This window comes from Kosakonia oryzendophytica, from assembly GCF_027886705.1.
GTDB classification, from domain to species: Bacteria; Pseudomonadota; Gammaproteobacteria; order Enterobacterales; family Enterobacteriaceae; genus Kosakonia; species Kosakonia oryzendophytica.
In genome coordinates, this window is the sequence record NZ_CP115659.1 from 2,783,731 (window position 1) to 2,808,549 (window position 24,819).

Consider the following 24,819-nt stretch of genomic DNA (forward strand, 5'->3'; position numbering starts at 1 on the left):
AAGCTTATTGACCATTTTTATTACAGCAACAAATCGGTATTTATAAACATAATTATCCTCTCTTCCCGTATGGGAATGGGGCACCTTTTCCCTCGTTTTCTGGATTATTGTATGACGACACTCAGCTACTCCAATGACGACAGAGATATCGTCAAAAAAGTGATCGCACAATACGGCAACAAAGGCACATTCGCGATTGATGCCAATGACCCTTTGCTGGTGCGCTTTTATGCTATTCAACTCGCACTGGCGGGTATCACCCCGAACAATTATCCGGCGTTTAGCCGCCAGTGGAACGACGTCATGTTGTTGAAAAGCCGCCCTGGAAAACGTGATCAAGCCAGCGTCAATGGGGCTGTGCCGGTTTATAGCATTGTCGATATTAACTCCCTTGATGGGCGCAATTACACCGCTGATGCGCTGGGATCGCTGCCCACCCAGGCCACCAATGTCACGCAAACGTTGGGGCTGTTTGACAGCGATGCCAACAGCGTGGGGGCGGTAAATTACACCAAGTCCTATATTAACGCGGCGGATTGCCATATTCAGGCCAGCGGTGTTTATTCCCGCGCTCCGCAGGAAAACACAGAAAACGTTGCCGTAATTTATACCTTTGCACAGACCATTAATCAGCAAACGGTGTTTGGCGCAGAAGTGATTGCCTCGCAAAGTTATCCCAAAGAAATCATTAATACCTCACCCACCGATCTGAAACAGAATAGCCAGATTAAAATTTGTTTAACCCGCGAGGCTGCCGACTGCGATTACTGGCATGATTATAACGGCGTGGTCAGCGTTCCCATTAAAGGTCAGGTCACCTATTTAAATAACATTGACATGAATGGCGGGCAACCGGTAAATGCCTGGAACGCCATTTACCTTATTCGCACGCGGGCTGGTGGCGATCCTATTACGCCGCTCAGTGATGTGAATGTGTTTAACAGCCCGAAAACGCAAATCAATGGCAATAGTATTTCCTGGGACCTGGACTGGCTGAAGTTTAAAACGGTTGATTTTCAATCGGGTGAAAATGTGTATTACATTTTCAAAATGGGCGTTTCCGTTGGTGGGAAAAACGTAGCCAGTTTTATTACCAACGCACCCAAAAATGTATTACCCGAACAGCGTTTTCTTAATACGTTCACCATAAAGCCCATGCAAATTGTTTATGGCTGTCTGGCCAAAGGGACGCAAGTCATTATGCGGGATGGCAGTCAGAAGAGTATCGAAACGATTGTGCCTGGCGAATGGGTATTATCCCAGCAGCAGCGTTATTTACGCGTGGAAGATGTCATTCGCGGTAAGGAATCCGATTGTCGGGTGCTTCATTTTACCTCGCCACATGGCGCACAAAACCTGACCGCCAGTGCCGGGCACCCCATCTGCACCACCCTCGGTGTTGTGCTGGCAAAGGAACTGACGCCGCAACACCGCCTGATAACACATGAAGGTGAGTTCACCATTGACGCCATTGAGACAACAACCCATGAACAGGACGTTTATAACCTGCATCTGTCGACCGACGATCCCCTTGCCGATGGGCTGGAAGGACGCAGCACACTGTACGCCAACGGTGTACTGGTGGGCGACAGCCAGATGCAGTGGCAGTACGAAGAAGAGTACAACCAGCGTCCGGTGAATGTGCTGGCTCAATTGCCCGACGAATGGCATCAGGATTACCAGAATTACCGTGCGGTAATGAGGAAGTAGCGCCATGTACAAAGGCTATCCGGATTTCCAACAGATCATCACCAGCGACGATCACCTTTTCGTTGCGGATTACCAGCAAGATGGCGTGTTCTATCTCTACCCGCAGAGTAGCGCCATTCTTGCCACGGAACCGCCACCGCTGGCGTTTGCGCTGGATATTATCCGCAGCTATAGCCTGCAAGTGATCTACGGCAAACTGGCGTTTACCTGCCAGTTGCAATTTGCCGACAAAACGACGCTGGTGAATTTCAGCCGTCAGCACCCGGACTCCAGCATCCGCGTGCTGCCGGTGTCGCCCGACCAGCTTGGCTTCAGTGCACCACCTGACCACGCCTCCACGCTGACCGACAAACCCTATGATCCGACGTGGTATGCCGCGCAGGATATCCAGTTTATTGTGCTGCTGGATGTCTATAGCGCGGCGTTGATTGAAAAAGTACTACGCGATGGTATTACCGGCTTTCGCGCACGGATGGATGGCGGGGTTATCGGCGTCTCCCCGCGTCTGGACTATACCGTCGACACGAACGTTAAAACGTTGATTGGCGTGCTGGCCGACAATGTACCAGGCAGTGAGCGGCTGGCGGACAATCGGGTGATTTTTAATTATCTGCAACTGGCCGGGTATCTTGCTGAACATCTTACCCGGCTTCCGCTTAACATCACGCCGGTGTTAACGTCAACGGATCCGGAGCTGATACGCCTCTTCAGTCAGGCGTTACTTGACCGGTTGTACAATCGCTACGGTCAGCCGTGGTCTGGCCCTGTTGACAGCAATACCCCGTGGATTGGCCTGAAAACGCCGAATGACGGGCACGATGTTATTGAACTGTTCCGGGAGGAACTCACCCGCCGCCCGCTCTGTTTTACCCTTGATCCGTTTGCCGCCGCGCAGCAGATCGCCAAAGTCGACATCAACGCTATTCTCCATTATCCCGAGCCGCTGCCGATGCCAGACGGCAAGCTGACATTCAATCTGTTCTATACCTGGCCGCCGGGATTGAGCGATGGTGTCAATATCGATGTGCAGATAACGATCCCGGCCGGGCTGTTGTACCCCACTGAGCAGACAAAAACGCTGTTACTGCAGGCAACGACCACCCATTTAACCTGTGAGTTTTATAACAACAACCCGGACGAAACGGGCAGTTATCACTACCAGGTGCGCATGACCTGGTCTGGGGAGCACGGTCGTCAGTTTCTGATCGGCGAGCGCACTCCCTTTAGTGGCAACACGCTGGTACTGGGCTACAACGCGCTACCCTGTCCGTTTTTAACCATCAATATTGATCCCGGCTTTGCCTCCAGCTGCCGGGTAAGCGGCATCTTCCACAGCCAGGATAAGGAAGTCCCCTTGCTGTTAACGGAGAAAGCGCAGTGGTTCAGCTATCCGCTACTCGACAAGGCGGATCACGCACAGCTTAGCGCTGAGCAACTATCCGGGCCGGGCATCGTCCCGCTGCCGACACCCGTGATGTTAAGCACCACCATTGGCGCCTGGTGTTTCCCGCAATTTGGCGCACAGTGTGCGCTGATTACCGTTCACTTTCCGTCAACGATGCCTTACGTGGAGCTGCTGTTTCAGGCGCAGGGACGGGACGATGATCAGGCACATGCGTTTACCCACTCACAACCCACTTTTGAGTATCGCTGGATCGTGACGTCAATATTCGCCGCGGGTTTTCGTTACAGGCGACCTGCTGGCGAGTGGTCAGATTACGTAAGCGGCGATCAGACGATCGATATAGAGGCCTAACCATGACAGCCGAATACCTCAACCCGGAGCAAACATTGCAGGATTTTTTTCTGCTGGAGAGTGCGTTTGCTTTTCACGATCAAACCCAACCACCGACGGTGTACGCCTATGGCCGCTTCACCCCAGACTTGATACTGGATATGCAGAATACGCCGGTGAGCGCCCTGCACCTGATAACCAGCCCCGGCGGCGGCCTCGCCACGTTTATTTCACCTCAGCTTCCCGTCGACCGGGGGGCCATCGTTGCGTGGATCGAACAGCATATTGCGCCAGGGTTGCAGAACGTCCAACTGATGCAGTGCGAGAGTCAAATCGCCCTTGGTCTGCGTTTTGTTAACAGCGCCGACGGTACCTCCAGACGGCTGGAATTCAGCGACGCAAAACTGGCGCTGACCCATGCCGAAAGCAGCCAGTTGGCGGGCGCGATTCAGGGAACGGCGAACCAGGTGTTTCTTAACACGCTCACGACGTTTCTGGTCCTTTGTCAGGCGGACGGCGCGCTTGCCGCAGACTGGCTCGCTTTTTTACGTCTGGCGGTCACGCAGGGCATCCGCCAGACGCCGGAACTGATTGCGCTGATTAATCAGCAAATTGACGCTGGCGCGATCACGCTCACTCACCACTATGACAATTCACCCTCTGCGGAAACCCAGGCGCTGGTACGCAGCGAACTGGTGAACCTCGCGGCATTGCTTACTGGCAACACCTTAAAAAACGTAAACAATATTGATCAGTTACCCCGTCAGATCACTTACGACATCACCTACAGCCACAGTGTGCCGCAGCGTTATTTGCTGGAGTATGACCAGGATCTTGCGCCGCTGCTCAGTCAGTTGCCTTTTGACACGATCGTCTCCTACAGCCCAACACCGCTGCCGGAACCCTCAAGACCCGATAAACCCGTTGAGCACACTCGCTGCACTGTACAACTGGGCTTTAAAGCCAGCGAGTACAAGATAACCGCCATCGAATTACGCTGGGGCAGTCAAACGCAGGCCATGCAGTGGCCCTCATTTCCCCCGGTCACGCTGGAGAACGAAGGTTCCCCCGGCGACATCACGTTGACGGTGACCTTCGCTGACTACTCCACCTTCAGTAAGTCATTGTTCTGGCAGAAGGACATTACCCTCTGGCCAGCCGATATTGGCGTGAATACGGTGGTGTTCGATGCCAGCCATCTGGCAACCGTGTTTGCCAGCATCAACGGCAGCGCCACCTGGATCCCTGCCACCTCTTCGCTGAAAAAAGTCTCCACCAGTTTTCAGTTCTCCGGCAACCAGTGGCAAAGCACCTGGTTGTTGAATACCCATGCCGAAAACCTGAACGGGCGCATTGAGTATCGCTGGGAGGGCGTACCGGCGTCTCACTGGTCGAAGAAATATGAATCAGGTCTACAGCAGTCCACCGTCAGCCCCATCGTGTTGCAGTACATCAAGTAACATCACTGAGAGGAAACGCACATGTTAACGACCGCATTGCAGCAATCTGTCAAAATTCCCGTCAGCAGCTATTTAGGCCTCACTGAATATGCCTATACCTGCTATGCCGACAGTAATGACAAGAACGTTTTTTACGTCGTGCCCGAAATTCCCGTCTTTTCCGCCCGGGACGGCAGACCACAGTTTATGTTCTACAAGTACCGCAGCACCGACCAGCAAGGCGGCTATGCGCAGTTTACCGTTAACCTGCCCCAGCCCACGGAGGAGATGAAAGATAAGATCCGCGCCCTGCTCTATAACAATATTTCAGGGCAGCTGAGCGCTAAATCGACGCTGATTGTGAAGTATGTGAAGGCCAATAAAGCCTTTAAAGACGATCCGACCAACAAAACAAAAGAAAAAGATCGCGATACCGCGCTGAAAAACACCGGTTTAACCGCCGAGCAGGCCAGTGTCTATGAGGAGTTGTACGACCCCAGCAAAGGCGATGATCAATTCTTAAACCGTCTGATGCCCGATGAAGCGAAAAAGATAAAGCTGCAACAGCCGCGTTATACCACTGCGCAGGCCACCTTGATCCTCGATAATAACAAAGCGTTTTACCGGGAGATCCCCACGGTGTTGACCCCATCGGGCCTGGGTGACAACGATACCGTATTTAGCCTGTCGCTGACCGGTGAAGGCGCCACGCTATTCGAACAGGTTCTGAAAGGCTCAGAAAAAAATGCCAGCGTTGGCGTCCGCTTTAACTTCACGCTGGATGCCTCACTCCCGGCGGCAAGCGTTACCGTCAGCTATAGCAGCGAAAAAACCAAAGAGGTGACGCAAGAGATCGATCGCCACACCTGGTCCGCTGATGAGAAGAAAATCGAGCAAAAATACCTCGACGCGCAGGCCATCACCTCCAAAGTGGAGATCGACCTGGGGGCAGAGGAACTGGGCATGAGCCAGGAGCAGTACCTCGCCTGGAAAGAGTCGCTTCGCCTGTGGGGGCAGAAACAGGTTGAGCAGATCCTCAGTAGCCAGACCGGTCTGGATATGAGCCTGAACCTGCTGAACGATGCTGGCGGCTTCGATAAGTTCAAAGAGAGCCTGAAAGATACCCAAAGTTTCAGCCGCGTCTATTCAGAAAACGCCGTGGTTTCCTTTACCATCGCGCCGCAAACGCAACTCCCCTCGATTCTTTCGCTCCTGAAGAAAGGTGAAAAACTGGAGGACTACTTTAAAGAGTACGATCTGGACGACCCGTTCTACAGTCACCTGCAACCGGAGTTCTATGTCACCCGCGACTTGGCGAAATACAACATTGAAAACGTTATCGTCACGGTGAAATATGGCGATAAAGCCTCTACGTTGACCTTCGACAGAGATGACGATAAGCCGAAAAAAACGGATTACTGGTATGTCGACCAGAAACTCGGTCGCGTCTACAGCTACTCCTACGTGGTGAACTTCTCCGGCGTCCATGCCAAACCCTACCATTCCGGGCCGATCGAAGTGGTGGATAGCCTGGTGGAAACCATCAACGTCGCCCAGTGCGGTATCGTCTATGCAGATATCGCCACGCTGATCTCACCGGCGGGTTGGAAAATCTTCGAACAGGTGGTGGTTAAAACGCAGTATTCCGATCCCAAACATGGCATTGAAGAGAACCCGGTAAACCAAATCGTTACCGAGAAAAACCCGCCACAGCCCTATATTTATCCTATTGGGATCAAACAGGAAGAACCGATCTTCTTCACCGCCGACTACCACACCGTCGATGGCAGTAAACTGACCTATGTGCCGCCGGGTTCAGACTCCAGTTCGCAGATGCCGGATTATGCCACTACCAAAGCCAATCAAATCCAGATCGAAAACGCGCTGCCACGGCAGCAGAACTTTAACATTGTGTTCCAGATCCCTGAACAAAACGTGGCGTTTATCTCCTTCGACTTGTATATCGACTATCCGCGGTACCATTTTAAAATCACCAAAAATCTGACGGTAGATGAGTTCCCGGAGAACAAAAAAACCATCGTCAAATCACTCACTGTGCAAGTCATGGCGGATGAGGCCGGTAACGATGCTGAATACAGTTATAAAGCAACCATTGTTTATAACGAAAAACCGGAAAAAGAGATTGAGGATAAATTCACCGGCACCACTGTTTTTGTTAAGTGCTAGCGATATTTCCCGCCAGGGTAATGCGCTGATGCATTCCCTGGCGACGGTCTCTCTTTATTAAGATGGACAACTGCCATGTCCAATATCATTATTCAGAACAATATTGCTTTTATTCCTGTCGCGGTGGAGCGCCCGATATTTTATTATATTGCGGCCACGCCGACGTGCATTCTTCATACCGACAACACGCCCGCCGTGCAGTTGCAGGTCTTTCGCAACAGCAGCGACCCGGACGATGTGTATTATGCCATGCTGTCACTGCAAACGCAGTTGGCCAGCAGTCAGGCTGCGGCGCAGGCAGCGGCAAGATCCTGTCCGGCGATCCCGCCGGATGCCGTACTGCAACCCTTGCAGGCGATAGCCTGTACGGCAACCTTAAATATTCCTGGCATACTGCCTGAGCAACCGAACAGAGCCTCGCTGAGCAATGAGCAAGTCTGTTATCTATTCGGCAGAATAGCGAAAAAAGAGGATATTGAAGTACTGGTGGCGTTATTACGATCTCCGCAGTCCGCCCCTGTTGCCGTAAGTTATAAAGTGGATTATTTGCAACAATTACCGCCCTCAACGTTTGAGCTGGAAGCAAACTGGCAGGAGGTGTACGACTATTTACAAACCAGCGTGGGATTTAACATCCTTATTTTATCGGTTGATATTAAGGATATTTCCTCGACGCTGATTAGCCAGCGTACTGTCAAGATTAAGACCCGCCAGAGCGATCCCGACAGTCATATTATTCAGGCCGGTGAAGAGTTGACAGATATTTTAATCAGTGAATTTTTCACGCCGGCATTTGCCCATCAGGCGCCCGAGGCACCACCCCGTTTTGGCTTTTATTTACAGCAGGTCTCGCTGAAGGAGACGGATAATCGACGCCTGAGTGCGAAGCTTTCGGAAACCACCGCCGTCAAGCGCTCCCTCTACCCGCAGGCGCTATTGGGTGTGCTGGTCGAAAACAGCGATTATCAGCCACAACGCGTGATTGAACTCATTGATCTGAAAGATGATTTTTTTGCTCATCGTACGGTCAACGTGCATCTGCTCAACCCGGAGCTTGACGATAATATTCTGCTGGTGGTGGCAAACATGACCTATGGCAAGCAGAACCAGGCACTCAAGTTCAACGCCGCTGCGTCACAGCCGCAAACCTTTACCCGCCCCAGCCTTCTCGATCCCAACACCGGCGAAATGATCTGGCCGGTCAGTTATCAGTTTACGGTCTATTTCCAGCAGCCCATTGGCGGCCTGGCGAGCGTGAGTTCCGGGCCGATGAGCACCTCGCTGGGGGATGTCTTCCTCGACGTCGAATCGTTATATGCGCGCTATGACTTTACGATCAAAACGCAGTCGCGCTTTAACTGGGACTGGTATGACTCGGTGTTGGTCACCGTCATCTGCCAGCATTTGCGGCAGAAAAACAATCGCATTGCGAAAAGTTTTCTGCTCGATCAACACACCACGCACGTCAATTACCCGCTGATGCTTCCGGATGCGGATCTCTGGCAGTTTGACGTCACCAAGCAGTACAGCAATGCCGCCAACGCCCCGCATATCCCGGCCACGCTGAGTCAGGCTATCGGGCAGGATGTTTTCATTTTTTCGGCACTCTACCCGCAACGCACATTACAGGTTGCCGCCGGGTTTGACTGGCAGGTTGTCAGACAAGCCACAGTGTTTCTCAGCTACAACAGCGGGCCTGATGGTCCCGTGCTCCAGCAGATGCAGATGTTTACTGAAGATGGCGAGAACCCGCAGTCATTCTCCGCCGACCAACTGAACGCCGACTGCCGCACCATTGCCCTGGAAATCCTGGTCGAGTTTCAGCCGGATCACAGCAACGGTAACGATCCGCGCATCAACACCACCACGGATGCTGATTTTATCGATATTGCCAAACTCATTTAAGGAACCGCTATGTTACTACTCAGAGCAAAAACCGCGACCATCGACAACATCACCTTCTTTGCTGATGATTCTGATGAAAACCAGTTCTGGTATATGCCCGGCGATATCCACCTCGCTGAGCGCGAGGGGAATCCCATTTTTACCTTGATCAAATACACCGGGGATGGTGCCGATCAGCAAGGCGGTTATATCAACTTTGAGGTGGATACCTCCATCCCGGAAAGCGACCTGAAAAGCGCCTTCAGAGCCTATTTAAGCAAGCTGAAAGTGACCCCGCCCAACCCGCTCCTGCAACAGGTTCCTTACGACAACGGTACGGTAAACTTTTTCGTGCTGGATGCGCAAAACGCCAATGGCAAGCTGGTCAGTGCGCAAAGCCCAAGCCTTTTCGCCAAAAACAGTGCCATTTTTAGCGCAAAACTGACGCCGGAACAGGCGGTGATCCTTGAAGCGGCATTCAGCGAAATGCAGGCACCAGCGGCGGTTGCGTATAACCTGACCTACACCGGCATTACGCCCGCGCTGAAAGTGGAGGTTGAGGGCAAATTTGAAAATATCTACCAGGAATTCGACACCAAATTTGGCGCAAACATTCCGATTCCAATAGAGACGCCTGCCAGCTTCTGGCTTGGCTTCGACAGCGTAATGCAAAAGCTCCAGCAGGAGCAGAAGTTAATTATCAAAGTCACTGAAAGTATGCCGGGCGAAGAAGCGGCCAAAGAAAAAGAGTGGGCGCTGGAATTTGTGAAAGGTGAAATCCTGAAAAGTTTCTTCACCGCCTCGCTGAAGCCCAACGAGGATAAAAATACGCAGGCCAAATCCGCCAGCGACTCGATTCTGGACGCACTGTTCGCCAGTGGCAAGTCCGAAGACGGGAAAGAAGGTAAAGGTGGCCTGCTACCCTGCGCCTCTCTGGAGATCAAGCTGGTGCGCCGGGAAGAGACCAAAACGCTCAACTTTACCTACACCTCTTCCAAAGCCATCACCCAGTCCGCCGTGCCGCAGAATTTTATCGGCAGTAAGCTGCTGCGCGTGAAGAAAGAAAAGCCTTATTTTAGAGAGGTCAATGTTAACGATCCCTTCTTCCAGAAAATTAAGCTGGAGGTGCTCGGGCCGGACGGTTTTAACCAGTACGGGCTGAAAGCCGCCACGGTGGCGGTGAAATACAACAATAATATCTACACACCGGATGCTTTTACGTCAGATAACGGGAAGTGGGAAAAGGAGATCGCCCGCAGCAAAAATACCCAGGAACTGTTTCAGATTGACAGCGAGTTTGCGTTTAAATCAGCGGCGGTATCCGGCTGGGAAGGCAGTACCAGTTACCACCCGGCGTCCCGCAGCGCCTCCACCATGGTGAACCTCGATCCCACCGAAGTCCTGACCTTTAACCAAATCCGCATTAAACCGGATAAAAAGTTCCCGTGGGATGACTATAACGAGGTGGTGGTTGAACTGCGTTATCAGGATGATGAGCAAACCATCAAGTCGAAGAAGTTCACCTTTTCGGAAGATGAACCACAAATGCAGATCTTTAAATATCGCTGCCTGACGGAAAAACCCTGGACGATAAATTACACCATTACCTACTACCTGCTGAACGGTAAAACGCGGCTGTTCAAAGGCGAAGAGAACCCACCCGCCATTATTATCTCGCCGTTTAACGAGGAGAATGCCTGATGGTGACGGGCATCACTTCCGTACGACCTGCGGCGCTGGATGCGCTGGTAGAGGGGTTATGCCAGCAAGCCCCGTGGCTCGCTGACGCATTACGGGCAGATGTTGCCCGTTTTCTGGCACCCCGGCTGGCATCGGGCTATCTCTCTGCGGCGTTTAATACCAGCCTGCTGGCGTGGAACGGCTGCCCGCTTGAATTTACCACCTCAACCGCCAGGCCTCAGGGTCTGGCGGGTACATTTGATACGCAATTGCCGCAGTTCCACTGCGCATGCGATGACGGTCTGCGCTTTGGTCACTGGCAAGGACGCAAATACAGTCCGCAAGGCGTGCGCACCAAGATCTATAGCGAAGTGCCCACTGGCGGCGACTGCCCGGCGCAGTGGACTCACAAGGGCATGCCCTACAGCACCGCGCAACTGGCGGAAGCAGGTCTGCAACTGCTGATGGTCGGCCACTATCCCGATCAGGCCGACTCACCGGTTGAGTTCTATTTCCAGTGGCACAGCGCGGAAATCACCCACGACGATATGGTTGCGGTTGCCGCGTTGTTTGCCTGTGACACCGCCCTGCCAGCGCTGATGCCGCTTCTGGAGGCAGCACGGGCGCAAACGCAAAGTGACGGGCATTTCCCGTATACCACCTACGGCTTCAGCGTGGTTTACCAGCAACACCAGTTGGAGAGTTTCACCGTTTTCACCATCGCGCCGCGTTTTTTTGGCAGTAACGCGCGTGTTCCCGATGCACTCAACCAGCTGCTGGCACAGCAGGCGTGTGCCATGCCGTTGCTGCAATCGTTGCTGGATAAGCGCATACCGCTACAGTTCAACGTGCTCGGTCTCTCCGTCGATATGCAAGGCCGCTGTGCCATCAGTTGCACATTCAGTCCGCAGAACGATCGCTTTACCGAGGTGGCGATAAAGGTTGCCCCCTCGCCGCCGCCTTCCACGCCACTGGGTTGTTTATTGCAACGGCAGACCGCGAGCGGGGCTTTTCCTTCGTATGTGCGCACGCCGGATGGCCGCTGGCATCGGGATGAAAACGCCTTTGTTACTGCACAGGTGCTGCGCACACTGGAATATACCGCTGAAACCGCGCCCTACATTGAAAAAGCGCTCGATTTTATCGCCGCCTGCGCATGCCAGCCTGCGCATTATCGCTTCTGGCCTGGGGATGCGCACCCGGTCTGGATGCGGGGCGATACCCTGCCACCCGACGTCGACGACACGGCGATCATCACCGAGTTGCTGTATAAGTTTGGCCGTATTTCACTGGATGAGGTCGTGAATACGCTGGCGACGCTGAGTGCCTACCAGATCCAGCGGGTGGATCGTCGTCAGGCAGAACCGCAATGTCAGTGGGCGGAGTGCCTTGCCTTTTATACCTGGATGAAAGAGCCCCCTGTGCTGGCGCAGGTCGATTGCTGCGTCAATACCAATGCGTTGATTTTAATCGCGTGTGTGAGCAAAGCGCAGAACCGCGTGATCCCGGCGTTCGCCCGTATCCTCACCCAGTTCGACAACGCGCTGGCATGGAGTGAAAACCAGTACGATCGCATCAATCAACTGATCCCTTATTACGCGCATCCCAACGAATGGCTGGCCACGTTGCACTACGCCGCACGTTGCGGCATTACGCATCTGACGCCGTTTATTGCAGCGTTAGAGAAATGGCGACTTCCCGCCAGCCAGACGGAAATACCGCTGTATCGCCGCCATGACGGGCAGTATCTCTGGACCTCCACCGAACTGAATGCTTTCCGGCAATTAGCCCTTTCACACCCCATCAAGGATACCTATGAACACCTTCCTCACTGATCTGGTCACCCTCAACAGGGTTATCCTGGCGAATGCGGCGCAACAGTTTCCGGGTGTCGCGAAACCGCAGTTACGCGCTCTGCGCGCGCTACCCACCGATCTGACGGCGGCGGTGAGCACCGAAATTGTATCGGGCGAAATTCGCTATCAAATCACGACCGCCAAAAAAGAGACGGGCTGGATAATGACCCTTGATTTCGATCTCAATCAGGCCGTATCGACCCTTCCTGATGTGGTACTGAGTTTCTCAACATTCGGTGATGAAACCGAGATGCGCTTTCAACAGGTGGAAACCAAGCCCTCCGGCGGCAATAGATATCAGGCGCGGCTGCTGCTGTCGCTGCCGAGCGAGCGGGATGCCTTACTGCGGGCGCTGGACAGTTATGATTCGCAAACCACGTTGGTGGTGGCCCTTAAAACCCACGAGGGACTCCTGAACACCGTCACCGTACCAACGGTGTTTTACTTCTCTCAGACTTACTACCCCTACATCTATCAGGGTCTCTTACCCCCGCCGCCCGTGCGGCAACTCACGCTACTGAACATTCCGTTCAACACGCACAACGATCACTATTTCCAGGACTATGTCCACCCGGAATATCTTTTTTACCTTCCGGACCGATTTGCGCTGGCAACCGATGCTGAGAACGATAATAAGCCAATGTTATCCATCTCGTTCAGCGCACCGGAACATGCGACATCGCTGGATCAGATCAACGTGACGTTTGATTATTTTATCCTGCCGCAGGTCAATCAGGCGCGCATTGCCAACGCCCAAACGGTGTTTCACGATCACTATGCACAACCACAAGGACAACTGTTTCCGCTGGCTAACGCCCATGCCTTAACCCTACGGCTTTCGTTGCCGGCAGGCATGACAGAAGAGAAAAACGCGCTGATCGACCTGCAAAGCGGCATCGTTGATGCTTTCACCTTGCCGTCATCACAATTCGGACAGATTTGGGATGCGTTGTTCGACACGGCACAGCAAAGCCTGCTGCTTAAAGGTTTCCTCAAGGTGGAACTGGTGGGATTTGACCCGGAAAACATCCCGGTGCAGTTAGCGCTCGACGCGAAATACAAAAATACCCCGCGGACATTTATTAAGCAGTCTGCACCGGTCGATATCACCAAAACGTTGGAATTCAAAAGCGATAAAGATGCCTTTGATCCCTACGGTCCGAAACCCATTTCCCGCATTCTGATAAGCGTAGGCGGGCAAACGATCGAACTCGATAAAGATCACACCAGCCAGAAAGTGGATGTGAAGGTGTCGGTGCTGGAACAGATCCTCAACCCCTCCAGCAAACTGGTTTATCACTACGATATGCAAATTTATTACGTTAGCGGCGGCAGGAAAGATCTCCCTGACCAACAAACCACGTTTGAGGTGATCTACGTGCCCTGATAGCGCTGCTGTTATGTTTGCGGCGAATCAGGATCGGCTGACGATCCTGATTCGGCCTTTATCACCGCTTACCTGTCAGCAGTAAGCTGAAGGCCGCGGGTAACACCGTAAGCGTCACCAGTGTTGCCACCATCAGCCCACCGATAATGGCAAAGGCCATTGGCCCCCAGAACACCTGGTGCGAAATGGGGATCATCCCCAGAATAGCTGCGCAAGCGGTAAGCATAATCGGCCGCGCACGGTGTTCCGCCGCCGCGATGATCGCCGCATCATTCGCCATGCCCTGCTGCACATTGCTGTCAACTTCACTTATCAGGATCACTGCGTTGCGGATGATCATGCCCGCCAGCGCAATCACGCCCAACAAGGCGACAAACCCCATTGGCGTCCCCGTTGGCAACATCGCCAGTACAATGCCCGGCAGGCCAAAAGGGGCCATCAACAACGCCAGCAGCATGCGGGAAAAACGCTGCAACTGGATCATTAACAGCAGCAACATCACGATAAGTGTCACGGGCAGTACCGCATAGACCGATCGGTTGCCTTTATCCGACTCCGCCACCGCGCCCCCCTCTTCAATCGTGTACCCGGCGGGTAATTGCGCGCGCAGCGCATCCACTGCCGGGCGCAGCCCTGCCGACACAGCATCGGCGCGCATTCCCGGTGCGAGGTCGGTTTGCACCGTAATAAACGGTAACCGCTGTCGCCGCCAGATAACCGGATCTTCCACCCCCCAAACCAGCGTGGCCACTTCGCTCAGGGGAATTTTGGCGCCATTCGTCCCGGACAGCATTAACGTCGATAATGTGCCCATATCCAGCCGCTCACGATCGTTGCCGCGCAGCACCACATCCACCAGGCGATCCTGATCCCGTACCGTGGTGACGGTCGAGCCGGACCAGACGGTGTTTAACATCTGCGCAATGCTTTCGGATGAGACGCCCGCTGCACGTGCCGCGGTTTGATTCACCTGCACGGTGATCACCCTTTCTGGCTCGCCCGCCGTGAGATTGACCTCCCGCGCCAGCGGCGATTCACCCACCACCGCTGCCAGACGGTGGGCATAGCGCTGCACCTGCGCATAGTCCGGCCCGCTTACCCGGTATTTTACCGGCCAGCCCACTGGCGGACCGAGCTCTAACGGTGACACACGCGTGGTGATATCACTAAAGTGCCTGTCCAGCAGCGTCGACAGTTGTTCACGTAAGCGATCCCGCGCCGCCAGGTCTTTGGCCACCACCACCAGTTGCGCAGTGTTTTCGTTTTCCCGCAGCACGTCCATGGGGAGATAGAAACGTACCGCGCCGGAGCCCACGTATGCACTGAAGTGATCGATGTTGTCATTGCCCATCAAAGACTTTTCCAGGCGCTCGACCTGTTTTTCTGTTTCTGTCTGTGATGCGTTGGCGGGAAGAGAGAGGCTCACCAGCAGCTCGGGACGATCGGAAGCCGGGAAAAACTCACCCTGCATATGCGTCACACCCACCACAGACAGCGCCAGCGCCAGCAGTGCCGCCCCGATTGTCGCCAGCCGATGACGCAGCGCCAGATGCAATAACCGCCGGTACAGGCGGGCCAGTTTTCCCGCCTCACCACTATGCGCCGGTAAGCGAACAGGCAGCAACCACGCACCGGTCAGGGGGGAAAAAAGCACCGCGACCACCCATGAGCAAAGCAGCGCAATCAGTACCACCGCAAACAGGGAATAGCAGTACTCGCCGGCGCTCGATGCGGCAAAACCGACCGGAATAAAGCCGGCAATCATCACCAAAGTGCCCGTCAACATCGGAAAGGCGGTTGTGTTGAACGCTCGCGTTGCCGCCTGTTGACGCGTATCCCCCGCTTCCAGCCGGGCAACCATCGTCTCGACCGTGATCATCGCATCATCAACCAGCAGACCGAGGGCAATGATCAGTGCCCCCAACGAAATGCGCTGTAAGCCAATGCCCGCCAGCATCATCCCGACAAACGTCATCGCCAGTACCAGCGGAATGGCGGCGGCCACCACCAGCCCGGCGCGGGTTCCCAGAGAGACAAACGACACCGCCAGCACAATCAGCACCGCTTCCACCAGCACCCGAACAAAGCCGCTAACGGCCTCGCTGACCACCGCCGACTGGTCTGCCACCTTGACGATCTCGATACCGTGCGGCAACTGTGCTTTCAGTTGCGCCATTCTGGCATTCAGCGCCTGGCCGAAACGAAGCATGTTGCCGGTCGATGCCATAGAAATCGCCAGCCCCATCGCCGGTTGCCCATTAACACGAAAGACCGGCGCTGGCGGTTCCGCACGTTGTCTGCTCACGGTGGCGATATCCGTCAGGGGGATATAGCGGTTATGAATGTGCAGGGTCACGGCACGCAGGCTCTCTTCCGATGTCAACGCCCCGCTAACCCGCAACGCCATATTATCCTTTTCGGTGCGTATTGTTCCCGCAGGTGCGACGGCGTTTTGCGCGGCTAACGCATCGCTCACCTGCTGGATGTCCAGCCCCATACCCGCCAGTTGGCGTGGCGAAAAGGCGATGACAATCTGCTCATTCTGCTCACCCAATAACGTGATCTTGCCGATATCTTTCAGCGACATCAGATCGCGGCGGATCTCCTCCAGCCGATCGCGCAACTCGCGGGGCGTATAACCTTCGGCGGTAAAGCCATACAGCGTACCGAATGTGTCATCAAACTCATCGTTAACGGCTGGCCCCTGTGCGCCCTGCGGCAGTGACGAGGCCACATCCTGCATTTTTTTACGGACTTGATACCAGATATCGGCGACGTTTTGCGGTGGCGTATCGTCTCGCAGGTTCACATAGATAACCGCACTACCGGCACGAGTTTCACTTTCGAGATAGTCGAGCCATGGCGTCTCTTGCAGCTTTTTTTCCAGCACGTCTGTCACCAGCCGGGTGGTGTCGTCAACGGTCGCGCCAGGCCATTGCGCAGACACCACGGCGGTTTTGATGGTAAATGCCGGATCTTCATTACGCGGCAGGTTTTCGTAACAGAGGATACCGGCGGCAACAATCACCAGCATAAAAAAGCTCACCAGCTGCTGGTGCGCAAGCGCCCACGCGGAGAGATTAAACGTGGCGTTGTTTGAACGAAGCGTCATCATAGTTGCTCTCCGGGGATCACTTTTTCGCCGGTGCGCAGTTTGCTGACGCCCGCGGTCACGACCTTATCCCCTGGTGCCACTCCGGAGGCGATAATGGCTAACGACGCGGTATAGCCCGCCAGCGTCACCGGGCGCAACTGCACCTGCTGGTGGTTATCAATAAGAAAGACGGCAGGACGGTTGTCCAGACGAGCGATCGCTGTTGCCGGAACAGCGTAAGTATCACCGTTATGATCGGAACCGGGGTCAGCGGGCATGGCTACCGTGACGCTGGCACCCAGCGCCATCGCTGCAGGTGGGGTTAGCAGCGTTAACCTGACCCGCCATGTCCGGGTCTGCGGGTCCGCCTGCGGGCTGATATCACGGACAATCCCCGTAGTCTGCACCGCCGGATCGGCCAGCAGTGCAACCGGAAAATGCGTCGCGGTGTCTGCTGACAAGCGTTGTGGATCGGTAATATCAATCACCACATCACGCCGATCGCTGGTCGCTAGCGTGAAAACCGTCTGACCTGCGCTGACTACCTGACCTGCCGCTGCACTGACGCCGGTGATCACCCCGTCAGCAGGCGACGTTAATTGCGTCCATGCCAGGTTGTCCTCTGCGTTCCGCAAGGCGGCCTGGCTACTTTTCAGCCGCGAGGCGGCGGTCAGCCAGTCCGCGCGGGCACTGTCAAGCTGAGTACGCGCTATCGCGCCGGAGGGCATCAGCTTCTGCATCCGGCTCAGATTAAGGGCCGCCACTTGCTCTGAGGCTTTCGCCGCCTCCAGGTCGGCTTTCGCGCTGGTTAGCTGATTTTGCCCGGTTGTGCTTTCCAGTCGCGCAAGGACCTGGCCTGCCCGCACGCGATCGCCAATATCAACAAGGCGGCTGACCATGCGGCCATCCAGACGAAAAGCCAGTGTGGTTTCATCATGTGCGCGGATCTCTCCGGTGCGTATGGCGGCTTGTCCAAACGCAGACGGCGCAACCACCACGTAGCGCACCGGCCGGGGCGGCGCGGGTTTATCCGCTGACTTTTCGCCACAGCTTGTCAGCAGCGGAACAGCAATGCTCAACGCAATGAGCGAAAGAAGGGAGAGGAGTGAAACGGTGCGTGCAGCAGTGAAAAGGTGGTGCAGGCACTGACGAAAGTAATCAGTAAATTGTTCTGGCATGATGGCGCTCCGGCACATAAAGAGCACCATTTCATGCCAGTTAAATCGAGATTCACTGCATGTTTCGTCAAGAGTTTATCAAGACGACGATTTTCCTTCCTGCGCCGACGCCGCCGGGAGGATGACGCTGATTTGCAACCCGCCAGATGCGGGTAACGATGCGCTGATGCTCCCGCCATGCGCCAGGCATATCGCACGGGCAATGGATAACCCCAGCCCGCTGCCGCCCGAATGCCGTGCGCGGGAGGTTTCCGCCCGCGTAAAGCGATCAAACATCACCGGTAGAAAATCGGCCTCCACGCCGGGTCCGTTATCGCAAAAATCAATCCGGTAATCCTGCTGCTGGCGGTGTAAGTAAATGGAGAGACGCCCACCCCGTTGCCCGTAGCGCAGCGCATTTTCCATCAGGATGGTAAAAACCTGCCCCAGGCGAAACGCATCACCGTAATAAGGACAGGGTTGTGCGCCCTCAATGGAAACGCCGATCCCGGCGTCGTCGGCCTGCGGTTTCAACCAGGCTGCCTGCTCACGCAACAGCTCATCCAGAGAGAAAACCTGTCGGTTGAGTGTCAGTTGTCCCGCGTCTGCCAGCGACAGTAAATGCAGTTCGTCAGTCAGACGACTGAGATGTTGCAGTTGCTTCATCACCATCCCCAGTTGCTGGGGCGTGGGTTCAAAAACACCATCAAGCATCCCCTGTAAGCGGCCGATGGCGGCGGTCAACGGCGAGCGAATTTCATGGGCCATCGCCACGTGCGACGCGCGCAATTCCCGGTCATAACGCGCCAGTTGCCGTGTCATCACGTTGAAATCGCTGGCAAAACGGATCATTTCCGCAGGCGCATCCTTGACCAGCTCGGCCTGGCGACCAAACTCCCCCTGCGTCACCTCTTCGGCGGCATCCCGCAGACGGCTAAACTGAATGGACAATGGGCGGGCATATTTTAGCCCCATAAAGACAATAAAGGGGATCATCACCAACACCAGCACCCCAACCATCAACCAGTCGGCAGAAGCGATGGACGGTGTGGAGTAGCTGAGTCCCCACCAGCTGTCCACAATATCGTGGAAACGCGCCGGGTTTATCTGCGGATCCTCCATCAGTACAAGGAATTCTTCGCGCAATGCCGCGGGCATCTTATGCAGGATCCAGTAGTTGCCAATGGCAAAGCGTAACCACATACACAGGGCGATAAGGATCACAGTGCCAATCGCCAGCGCCAGAATGCGCCCGCAGATCCAGCGCCAGAGAGATTGATATGTGGAATTATTCATAGCTGGCGAAACCTGTAACCAATGCCGCGAACGTTGGCTAACACGCCGGTAATGCCTGCGTTCTCCAGTTTTTTGCGCAGGTTGTAAACGTGCGTATCCACCACCCTCTCCAGCGCTTCGCTCTCCGGCAGACAGTGTTCCAGTAAATGTTGGCGGGAAAACGGCCGGGTCGGGTTGCCCATCAGCGTCGACAACAAGGAGAATTCGGTCGGCGTCAGATCCAGTACCCGAATGTTATCCCCCTGCGTCACCGTGGCGGTAATGGCGACCCTGTCCACTTCCAGGGTATGCCAGCGCAGCACGTCGTCCCGCGTTTCCGCCTGTCGACTGCGGCGCAGCACCGCCTGTACCCGCGCCACCACTTCGCCAGGGTGGTAAGGTTTAACAACATAATCATCCGCGCCGTAGCGCAGCGCACCGATGCGATCCGGCGTATCCCCCATGGCGGTCACCATAATGACGGGCACATCGCTTTTACGCCGCAGCGCCGCCAGCACTTCGGTGCCATTCAGGCCAGGCAACATCACATCCAGCAGGATCAGATCCGGCTTCCAGCGCTGCGCCATCTCAAGCCCGGATAAGCCATCGCCCACAATGGACACCTCGTAGTTTTCACGACGCAGATAAGCTTCCAGCACGCTGGCGGCATCCGCATCGTCTTCAATCACAAGCACTCTTCTGGATAACATCTGCCCACCTTGACCGTTTCTTAACAATTTCCCGACTGTTCATTGATACGTCGCGACCATACTTCTGCACCATCTTACGGTGACCTTTGGTCAGCCGTATTATCTCCTCACCACCGGGATGCCATGATGATAATGAGAAAAAATGCGCTGTACATGATCGGCTCACTCCTCCCCGCCTTTATGTCGGGCGCATACGCCAGTGATGCCACTGTGCCACAGGATACGCTTACGCTGGGACTGGGTGGGCAATATGCGCCACAATACAGCGGTTCAGACAAATACGCATTGCAGATTGTTCCCGTGATCCAGGCGCGCAAGGGGGCCTTTTTTCTGGATACGGAAAAAGGGGTGGGCTACGACCTGCAAACAGCAGATGGCCTCTATCTCGAACACACGCTGGGTTACAACCTCGGGCGGGCGGACAGCCGCTCTGCCTGGCGGGACGGTGCAGATAACTTAAAAGGGATGGGTACGATTGACGCTGTCCTCAATACCGCGCTGGCTGTTGGCTGGTCGGTAACGCCCTGGCTGACGGTAGAAGGCAAAGCCACATTGCCGCTGACCGACAGCCAGGGTGTGCAATACCAGACTTCGGTAACACTTTTACCTGTGCAGAGCGCCTACGATACTGTCGCTATTCAGTCCGCCATGCTGTTTGGCGACAGTCGCTACATGAACATATTTTATGGCGTGAACCGGCAGCAAAGCCTCGCTTCGGGGTATAGCCGTTATTCGGCGAAAGGCGGAATGTACGGCATTGAGACTCGCCTTATCTGGAGTCACCAGTTTGATGCGCATTGGGGCACCACGTTCAGTGCCGGGTATCACTGGCTGGATAGCGCAGCCGCAGACAGCCCAATCGTGCTGCGGCGCAACGAAGGTTCCACTGTCGCCGCCTTCACTTACACCTTCTGACAGGAGCACCAGTCCGTGAACAAAGAGGATTATCAGTGGGTAGGGATTCTCTGGGGATTAAGCGCGGTGACTTATCTGAGCGCCTGGTATTTTTACGTTGTGTTATTGCCGTAGCCTGCCAGTGTCGGTTTTTTTATCACCGCCAGCGCTACACCGGTATTTCACCGACGCAACAGGTGCGGGTCGGCCGTCGCCCTGTCATCTACGCATCGTGATTGTATGCAGGTAATGATGGGGATCGTTCGCACCCTGCCACTCATTCGGTAAAAATAAACGAAAAAAGTGGAGTGGTATATTCACAGGGAAAGCGGTGCCATACTTTCCCCGCAAAAAATGGCTTCATGATAACCAATACATATTGGCTCCATACTCCCTACAAAACAGGATAATAAACCCTCTGCATACTGTTCAGCGTTCTCAGGAGGAACAATGAACAGATTAAAATATGTATGCAACTATGCAGAGTACCTTGGAAAAAGAGTGAGAGCGTGGATTGTGGACGATGAAACATTCCATATCAGCAGATTGCAACGCGTAATAAACAGGAAGCCTGACTTAATGCATCCGAGGGCGTTAAGTGAGAAAATTTGTCATCGGTTACTTTTTGATCGCAATCCACTTTATACACGACTGGCGGACAAACTGGCCGTCAGAGAGTATATCCAAAACAAGACGGATAAATTAACCCTCGCACCGCTGCTGGGTATTTATACCCGTGTAGAGGAGATCGATTTTAGCCAGTTACCCGAGAAATTCGTGCTGAAATGCAATCATGACAGTGGCAGCGTGGTGATATGCACGAATAAAGCCACGTTTGATAAACCTCGTGCGTTGACCAAACTGAAATTAGCCATGAAGAAAAATATGTATTACAGCACACGCGAATGGCAGTATAAAAACATCACGCCGGTAATATTATGTGAAACATATATTGATCTTTTTACTGATCGCATAAAAGACACCACGCCAGAAATGTTACGGATACATTGCTTTCATGGTATTGCCAGCCTCATTGAGGCCGATATAACAGACAGTTCAGGAAAAGAATATATCAACGTTTACGATCGGGCATGGCAACTGCAGCCATTTCAGATGGAGTATCCCAACACGCCTTACGCGGTTTCCACGCCACCATTACTCTACGAAGCGCTGGATGCGGCTCAGGATGTAGCGCGTGACATTGATTATTGCCGCGTGGATCTGATGTTACGACCCGATGCTGTCGTTTTTAGCGAAATCACCTTAAGTCCACGCCGGGGAAAACTCCAAATCACGCCTGCCGAGTGGGATATAAAACTGGGTGACATGTGGCAATTAGCGGGAACAGACAACAGGCTCTGATGAGCCTGTTGGCGTGGAGTCCTTAACCCGTTTTGCTGGCTGGCCACGAGAGTGTAAACACGGAGTGATGGTTATTGAGCAAGGTATAGCTTACATCGCCGCCATGTGCATTCATGATGGCTTTTACCACCGACAACCCTAGCCCACACCCTTTTGGGTTCACATTTCGCGCGCGCGAGCCTCGCTGAAAAGGCTGAAACAAAAACCGATGGAAATCCTCAGGAATACCCGGGCCATAATCTTCGATCTGAATATAAGACGATCCTTCAGCAACGCCATTTCTGATAACGATGATTTTGGGGGTGGCATATTTTATGGCGTTATCGAAAAGCACGGTAAGACACTGAATGATGCGTAACGGGTCGCAAACGACGTGATGCGTCTGAAGTTGCGTGATGATTTGAAATTCATTGCGTGTGAACTCAAGCGAAAACGCATCGATGGCATTCTGAATGGTATCTTGCAGTTCAACATCGGTTAATTTCAGCGAAAAATCGGTGGTGCCGGATGAACCGACAATCCGCAGATCGTCGATCAGGTTTGTCAGCCCTTCCGTTTGTTTTAATAAGTTATTGAATAAGGTTGGACTGGGTTCAAAGACGCCATCAACCAGCCCTTGCAGCCGTCCTCTTAACACGGTGACCGGAGTACGGAACTCGTGCGCAATTGCAGCATTCCAGGATTTTCGCTGGCTATCAAGCGCTTGTAACTTTTCCGCCATTTCATTGAAGTCATTGACTAAATTGTTAAGCTCGCCCAAATGTGAGTAGGCGCAAAATGCCCTCGCCCCCAGATCGCCCTGAGCAATGCGCCGCAGGCTGGTTGCAACGGAACTTAATGGATTGAGTATTTTCGCTGATAGCCTGATGGTGAAGAAAAAAGAGACAATTAAACTGCTGGCTGACGCGACGAAAAGCCAGATCCAGTCAATGTATGTCACGCTGTCTTCATCTCCGACGAGCGTGCCTCCCGGAATATAATCAATAATAAAGGCGTAGAAAAAATAGGATCCCATGATCGTTATCGTTATCACGATAAGCGTCAGGGAGATCATAAACAGCAGGATCTGTCGGCTGAGAGCCTGATCTTTATTCATTTGTTTTCACCCAGTCGATAACCGATACCGCGGATGCTTTCTGGCGTCCCTTTTAATCCGCAGTTTTCCAGCTTTTTGCGTAGCTTACTGATGTGGCTGTCAACGGTACGGTCAAGCGCATCGCCTTCCGGCAGGCAGGAGCTTAACAATTCGTCACGCGAGAAGACTTTTCTCGGATTTCTGGCCATACAGGTCAGTAGCTTGAATTCTGTTGTCGTCAGATCCGGCGTGACCACTCCCCCTTCGGTGGTAATTTCCACATAAAAATCTTCCGGGTAAATCGTTAAGTGAGGGGTGCGGATCGGCTTTTGGTAACTGTTCTCCGCGCTGACGTTGACGCGCCGCAGCACGGCTTCTATCCGGGCGACCACTTCAGAGGGATTAAATGGTTTCACCACATAATCATCGGCTCCCAGCCTTAACCCCATCAATTTATCCACATCCTGATCGAGCGCGGTGACCATAATCACCGGGATGTTGCTTGCCCTGCGTAACGTCGACAGGACACGCCAGCCATCGACCAGCGGGAGTTGAATGTCCAGCAACACCAGATCGGGTTTGCGTAATCGAAACTGTTCCAGCGCCTGTTCCCCGTCGGCGACACGAACCGTTTTCATCCCTGCCCGATGAATATAACTCACTAAAATATCAGCGATTTCATCATCATCTTCTGCGACCAGAATAATTTTCTCATGGTTCATATAACCTCCGTCTCGTACCAATCCGCGTTATGGGTTTTAAAGTGTGTTCGCCAAAAATAAAAATTCTTTTTTCTCATCATTTTTAAGGGTTTCAGATGCGTAAACGTAGTGATTGCAGATAATCTTCACCAGCGCTGCATCGATAAATCGCTGTTCATTTTCAACTCACTTTCGAACGTAATCTGACAGGATTAACCGGGTTAAAATCGTTATAATTTGCATGAGACTTTTTTTTAACTAAAAAGTTTCTTCGCGATGCTAAAAAAAATGAACTGACCATCAAACAGGTGATTCAGCATTGTCGGTTCATAAAGACAACAGCTTTTGCTCTCTTTGAGAAAAATGCAGGTTCAGAATGGCACTCCACACTTCCTCCATACTCAATCAATTATCGTTACATACAGCCGTACGATAATACGCTTTCATCGCAATGCTATTTGGATGTAATGACAGTGGCGAAAATTTTAACAGCATCACTCCTTTTTTCTGAAAAGATCATGTCGCTGTTTTTTTTCCTGGCAGGTACCTGGTCAATGCTTTATGGCTGGCTGATTTTGATGCACTCCATTGGCGAGAGGGTTAAATGGACAATGCTGGCGTCACCTTTAGCCTACGTGGGCATTTTGCTGACCTGCGCATTAATTTTGCTACA

Annotated in this window: 17 protein-coding genes; 11 read left to right on the forward strand and 6 right to left on the reverse strand. The window is 53.5% G+C overall.

Annotation, left to right across the window (positions count from 1 at the left end; translation table 11 throughout):
* Positions 1 to 111: 111 nt before the first annotated feature.
* From O9K67_RS13465 to O9K67_RS13500, 8 genes are all read left to right on the forward strand, one after another.
* Entirely contained in the window at positions 112 to 1,710 is a 1,599-nt protein-coding gene (locus O9K67_RS13465; RefSeq protein WP_061495529.1) for a hypothetical protein, read from the forward strand.
* Positions 1,711 to 1,714: 4 nt separating this feature from the next.
* Positions 1,715 to 3,466 (forward strand): hypothetical protein, encoded by a 1,752-nt coding sequence (locus O9K67_RS13470; protein WP_061495526.1) that lies wholly within the window; start codon positions 1,715 to 1,717, stop codon positions 3,464 to 3,466.
* A 2-nt stretch (positions 3,467 to 3,468) separates the two neighbouring features.
* The gene (locus O9K67_RS13475) at positions 3,469 to 4,905 is read left to right on the forward strand and encodes a hypothetical protein (protein WP_061495523.1); all 1,437 of its coding nucleotides are present in this window, start codon (positions 3,469 to 3,471) and stop codon (positions 4,903 to 4,905) included.
* A 21-nt stretch (positions 4,906 to 4,926) separates the two neighbouring features.
* Positions 4,927 to 7,071 carry a hypothetical protein gene (locus tag O9K67_RS13480; protein WP_061495520.1) on the forward strand — a complete coding sequence of 715 codons (2,145 nt, stop codon included), beginning with the start codon at positions 4,927 to 4,929 and terminating at the stop codon, positions 7,069 to 7,071.
* Between the two features lie 75 nt (positions 7,072 to 7,146).
* Positions 7,147 to 8,976, forward strand: coding sequence for a hypothetical protein (locus O9K67_RS13485; RefSeq protein ID WP_061495518.1), 1,830 nt, complete (start codon positions 7,147 to 7,149; stop codon positions 8,974 to 8,976).
* A 9-nt stretch (positions 8,977 to 8,985) separates the two neighbouring features.
* On the forward strand, positions 8,986 to 10,656 hold the full coding sequence (locus O9K67_RS13490; protein WP_061495516.1) for a hypothetical protein: 1,671 nt from the start codon (positions 8,986 to 8,988) through the stop codon (positions 10,654 to 10,656).
* Positions 10,656 to 12,470, forward strand: coding sequence for a hypothetical protein (locus O9K67_RS13495; RefSeq protein WP_061495513.1), 1,815 nt, complete (start codon positions 10,656 to 10,658; stop codon positions 12,468 to 12,470). The genes O9K67_RS13490 and O9K67_RS13495 overlap by 1 nt, the downstream gene beginning before the upstream one ends.
* Positions 12,451 to 13,878: a hypothetical protein gene (locus O9K67_RS13500; RefSeq protein WP_061495510.1), complete on the forward strand. Its 1,428-nt coding sequence runs from the start codon at positions 12,451 to 12,453 to the stop codon at positions 13,876 to 13,878. Before O9K67_RS13495 ends, O9K67_RS13500 begins: the two co-directional genes overlap by 20 nt.
* 61 nt (positions 13,879 to 13,939) lie before the next feature.
* On the opposite strand, the gene O9K67_RS13505 is transcribed toward O9K67_RS13500, so the two are convergent.
* From O9K67_RS13505 to O9K67_RS13520, 4 genes are all read right to left on the reverse strand, one after another.
* Positions 13,940 to 16,990, reverse strand: a complete 3,051-nt coding sequence (locus O9K67_RS13505) for an efflux RND transporter permease subunit (protein ID WP_061500008.1) — start codon at positions 16,988 to 16,990, stop codon at positions 13,940 to 13,942.
* Positions 16,990 to 18,150, reverse strand: coding sequence for an efflux RND transporter periplasmic adaptor subunit (locus O9K67_RS13510; protein WP_061495507.1), 1,161 nt, complete (start codon positions 18,148 to 18,150; stop codon positions 16,990 to 16,992). Before O9K67_RS13510 ends, O9K67_RS13505 begins: the two co-directional genes overlap by 1 nt.
* Positions 18,151 to 18,228: 78 nt before the next feature.
* A complete protein-coding gene (locus O9K67_RS13515) occupies positions 18,229 to 19,425 on the reverse strand; it encodes a sensor histidine kinase (RefSeq protein WP_061495503.1) in 1,197 nt (398 codons plus the stop codon).
* On the reverse strand, positions 19,422 to 20,114 hold the full coding sequence (locus O9K67_RS13520; protein ID WP_061495500.1) for a response regulator: 693 nt from the start codon (positions 20,112 to 20,114) through the stop codon (positions 19,422 to 19,424). The genes O9K67_RS13515 and O9K67_RS13520 overlap by 4 nt, the downstream gene beginning before the upstream one ends.
* A gap of 126 nt (positions 20,115 to 20,240) precedes the next feature.
* Here O9K67_RS13520 and O9K67_RS13525 point away from each other — a divergent pair, with 126 nt between their 5' ends.
* The 3 genes from O9K67_RS13525 to O9K67_RS13535 all read left to right on the forward strand — a co-directional run bounded on the left by O9K67_RS13525 (position 20,241) and on the right by O9K67_RS13535 (position 22,370).
* A complete protein-coding gene (locus O9K67_RS13525; RefSeq protein ID WP_061495497.1) occupies positions 20,241 to 21,029 on the forward strand; it encodes a MipA/OmpV family protein in 789 nt (262 codons plus the stop codon).
* A 35-nt stretch (positions 21,030 to 21,064) separates the two neighbouring features.
* Positions 21,065 to 21,244: a hypothetical protein gene (locus O9K67_RS13530; protein WP_148654707.1), complete on the forward strand. Its 180-nt coding sequence runs from the start codon at positions 21,065 to 21,067 to the stop codon at positions 21,242 to 21,244.
* A 214-nt stretch (positions 21,245 to 21,458) separates the two neighbouring features.
* Entirely contained in the window at positions 21,459 to 22,370 is a 912-nt protein-coding gene (locus tag O9K67_RS13535; protein ID WP_061495493.1) for an ATP-grasp fold amidoligase family protein, read from the forward strand.
* 22 nt (positions 22,371 to 22,392) lie between these two features.
* Here the strand turns inward: O9K67_RS13535 and O9K67_RS13540 are convergent, their stop codons facing one another.
* Positions 22,393 to 23,466 (reverse strand): ATP-binding protein, encoded by a 1,074-nt coding sequence (locus O9K67_RS13540; protein WP_061495490.1) that lies wholly within the window; start codon positions 23,464 to 23,466, stop codon positions 22,393 to 22,395.
* Positions 23,463 to 24,167, reverse strand: coding sequence for a response regulator (locus tag O9K67_RS13545; RefSeq protein ID WP_061495487.1), 705 nt, complete (start codon positions 24,165 to 24,167; stop codon positions 23,463 to 23,465). Before O9K67_RS13545 ends, O9K67_RS13540 begins: the two co-directional genes overlap by 4 nt.
* Positions 24,168 to 24,819 lie beyond the last annotated feature (652 nt).

Bases quoted from the DNA above. Each gene is read 5' to 3' on its own strand.
- O9K67_RS13500 (WP_061495510.1), top strand. From the start codon at position 12,451: ATGAACACCTTCCTCACTGATCTGGTCACCCTCAACAGGGTTATCCTG.
- O9K67_RS13515 (WP_061495503.1), bottom strand. From the start codon at position 19,425: ATGAATAATTCCACATATCAATCTCTCTGGCGCTGGATCTGCGGGCGC.
- O9K67_RS13465 (WP_061495529.1), top strand. From the start codon at position 112: ATGACGACACTCAGCTACTCCAATGACGACAGAGATATCGTCAAAAAA.
- O9K67_RS13545 (WP_061495487.1), bottom strand. From the start codon at position 24,167: ATGAACCATGAGAAAATTATTCTGGTCGCAGAAGATGATGATGAAATC.
- O9K67_RS13540 (WP_061495490.1), bottom strand. From the start codon at position 23,466: ATGAATAAAGATCAGGCTCTCAGCCGACAGATCCTGCTGTTTATGATC.
- O9K67_RS13480 (WP_061495520.1), top strand. From the start codon at position 4,927: ATGTTAACGACCGCATTGCAGCAATCTGTCAAAATTCCCGTCAGCAGC.
- O9K67_RS13535 (WP_061495493.1), top strand. From the start codon at position 21,459: ATGAACAGATTAAAATATGTATGCAACTATGCAGAGTACCTTGGAAAA.
- O9K67_RS13495 (WP_061495513.1), top strand. From the start codon at position 10,656: ATGGTGACGGGCATCACTTCCGTACGACCTGCGGCGCTGGATGCGCTG.
- O9K67_RS13510 (WP_061495507.1), bottom strand. From the start codon at position 18,150: ATGCCAGAACAATTTACTGATTACTTTCGTCAGTGCCTGCACCACCTT.
- O9K67_RS13520 (WP_061495500.1), bottom strand. From the start codon at position 20,114: ATGTTATCCAGAAGAGTGCTTGTGATTGAAGACGATGCGGATGCCGCC.
- O9K67_RS13485 (WP_061495518.1), top strand. From the start codon at position 7,147: ATGTCCAATATCATTATTCAGAACAATATTGCTTTTATTCCTGTCGCG.
- O9K67_RS13525 (WP_061495497.1), top strand. From the start codon at position 20,241: ATGATAATGAGAAAAAATGCGCTGTACATGATCGGCTCACTCCTCCCC.
- O9K67_RS13490 (WP_061495516.1), top strand. From the start codon at position 8,986: ATGTTACTACTCAGAGCAAAAACCGCGACCATCGACAACATCACCTTC.
- O9K67_RS13475 (WP_061495523.1), top strand. From the start codon at position 3,469: ATGACAGCCGAATACCTCAACCCGGAGCAAACATTGCAGGATTTTTTT.
- O9K67_RS13470 (WP_061495526.1), top strand. From the start codon at position 1,715: ATGTACAAAGGCTATCCGGATTTCCAACAGATCATCACCAGCGACGAT.
- O9K67_RS13505 (WP_061500008.1), bottom strand. From the start codon at position 16,990: ATGACGCTTCGTTCAAACAACGCCACGTTTAATCTCTCCGCGTGGGCG.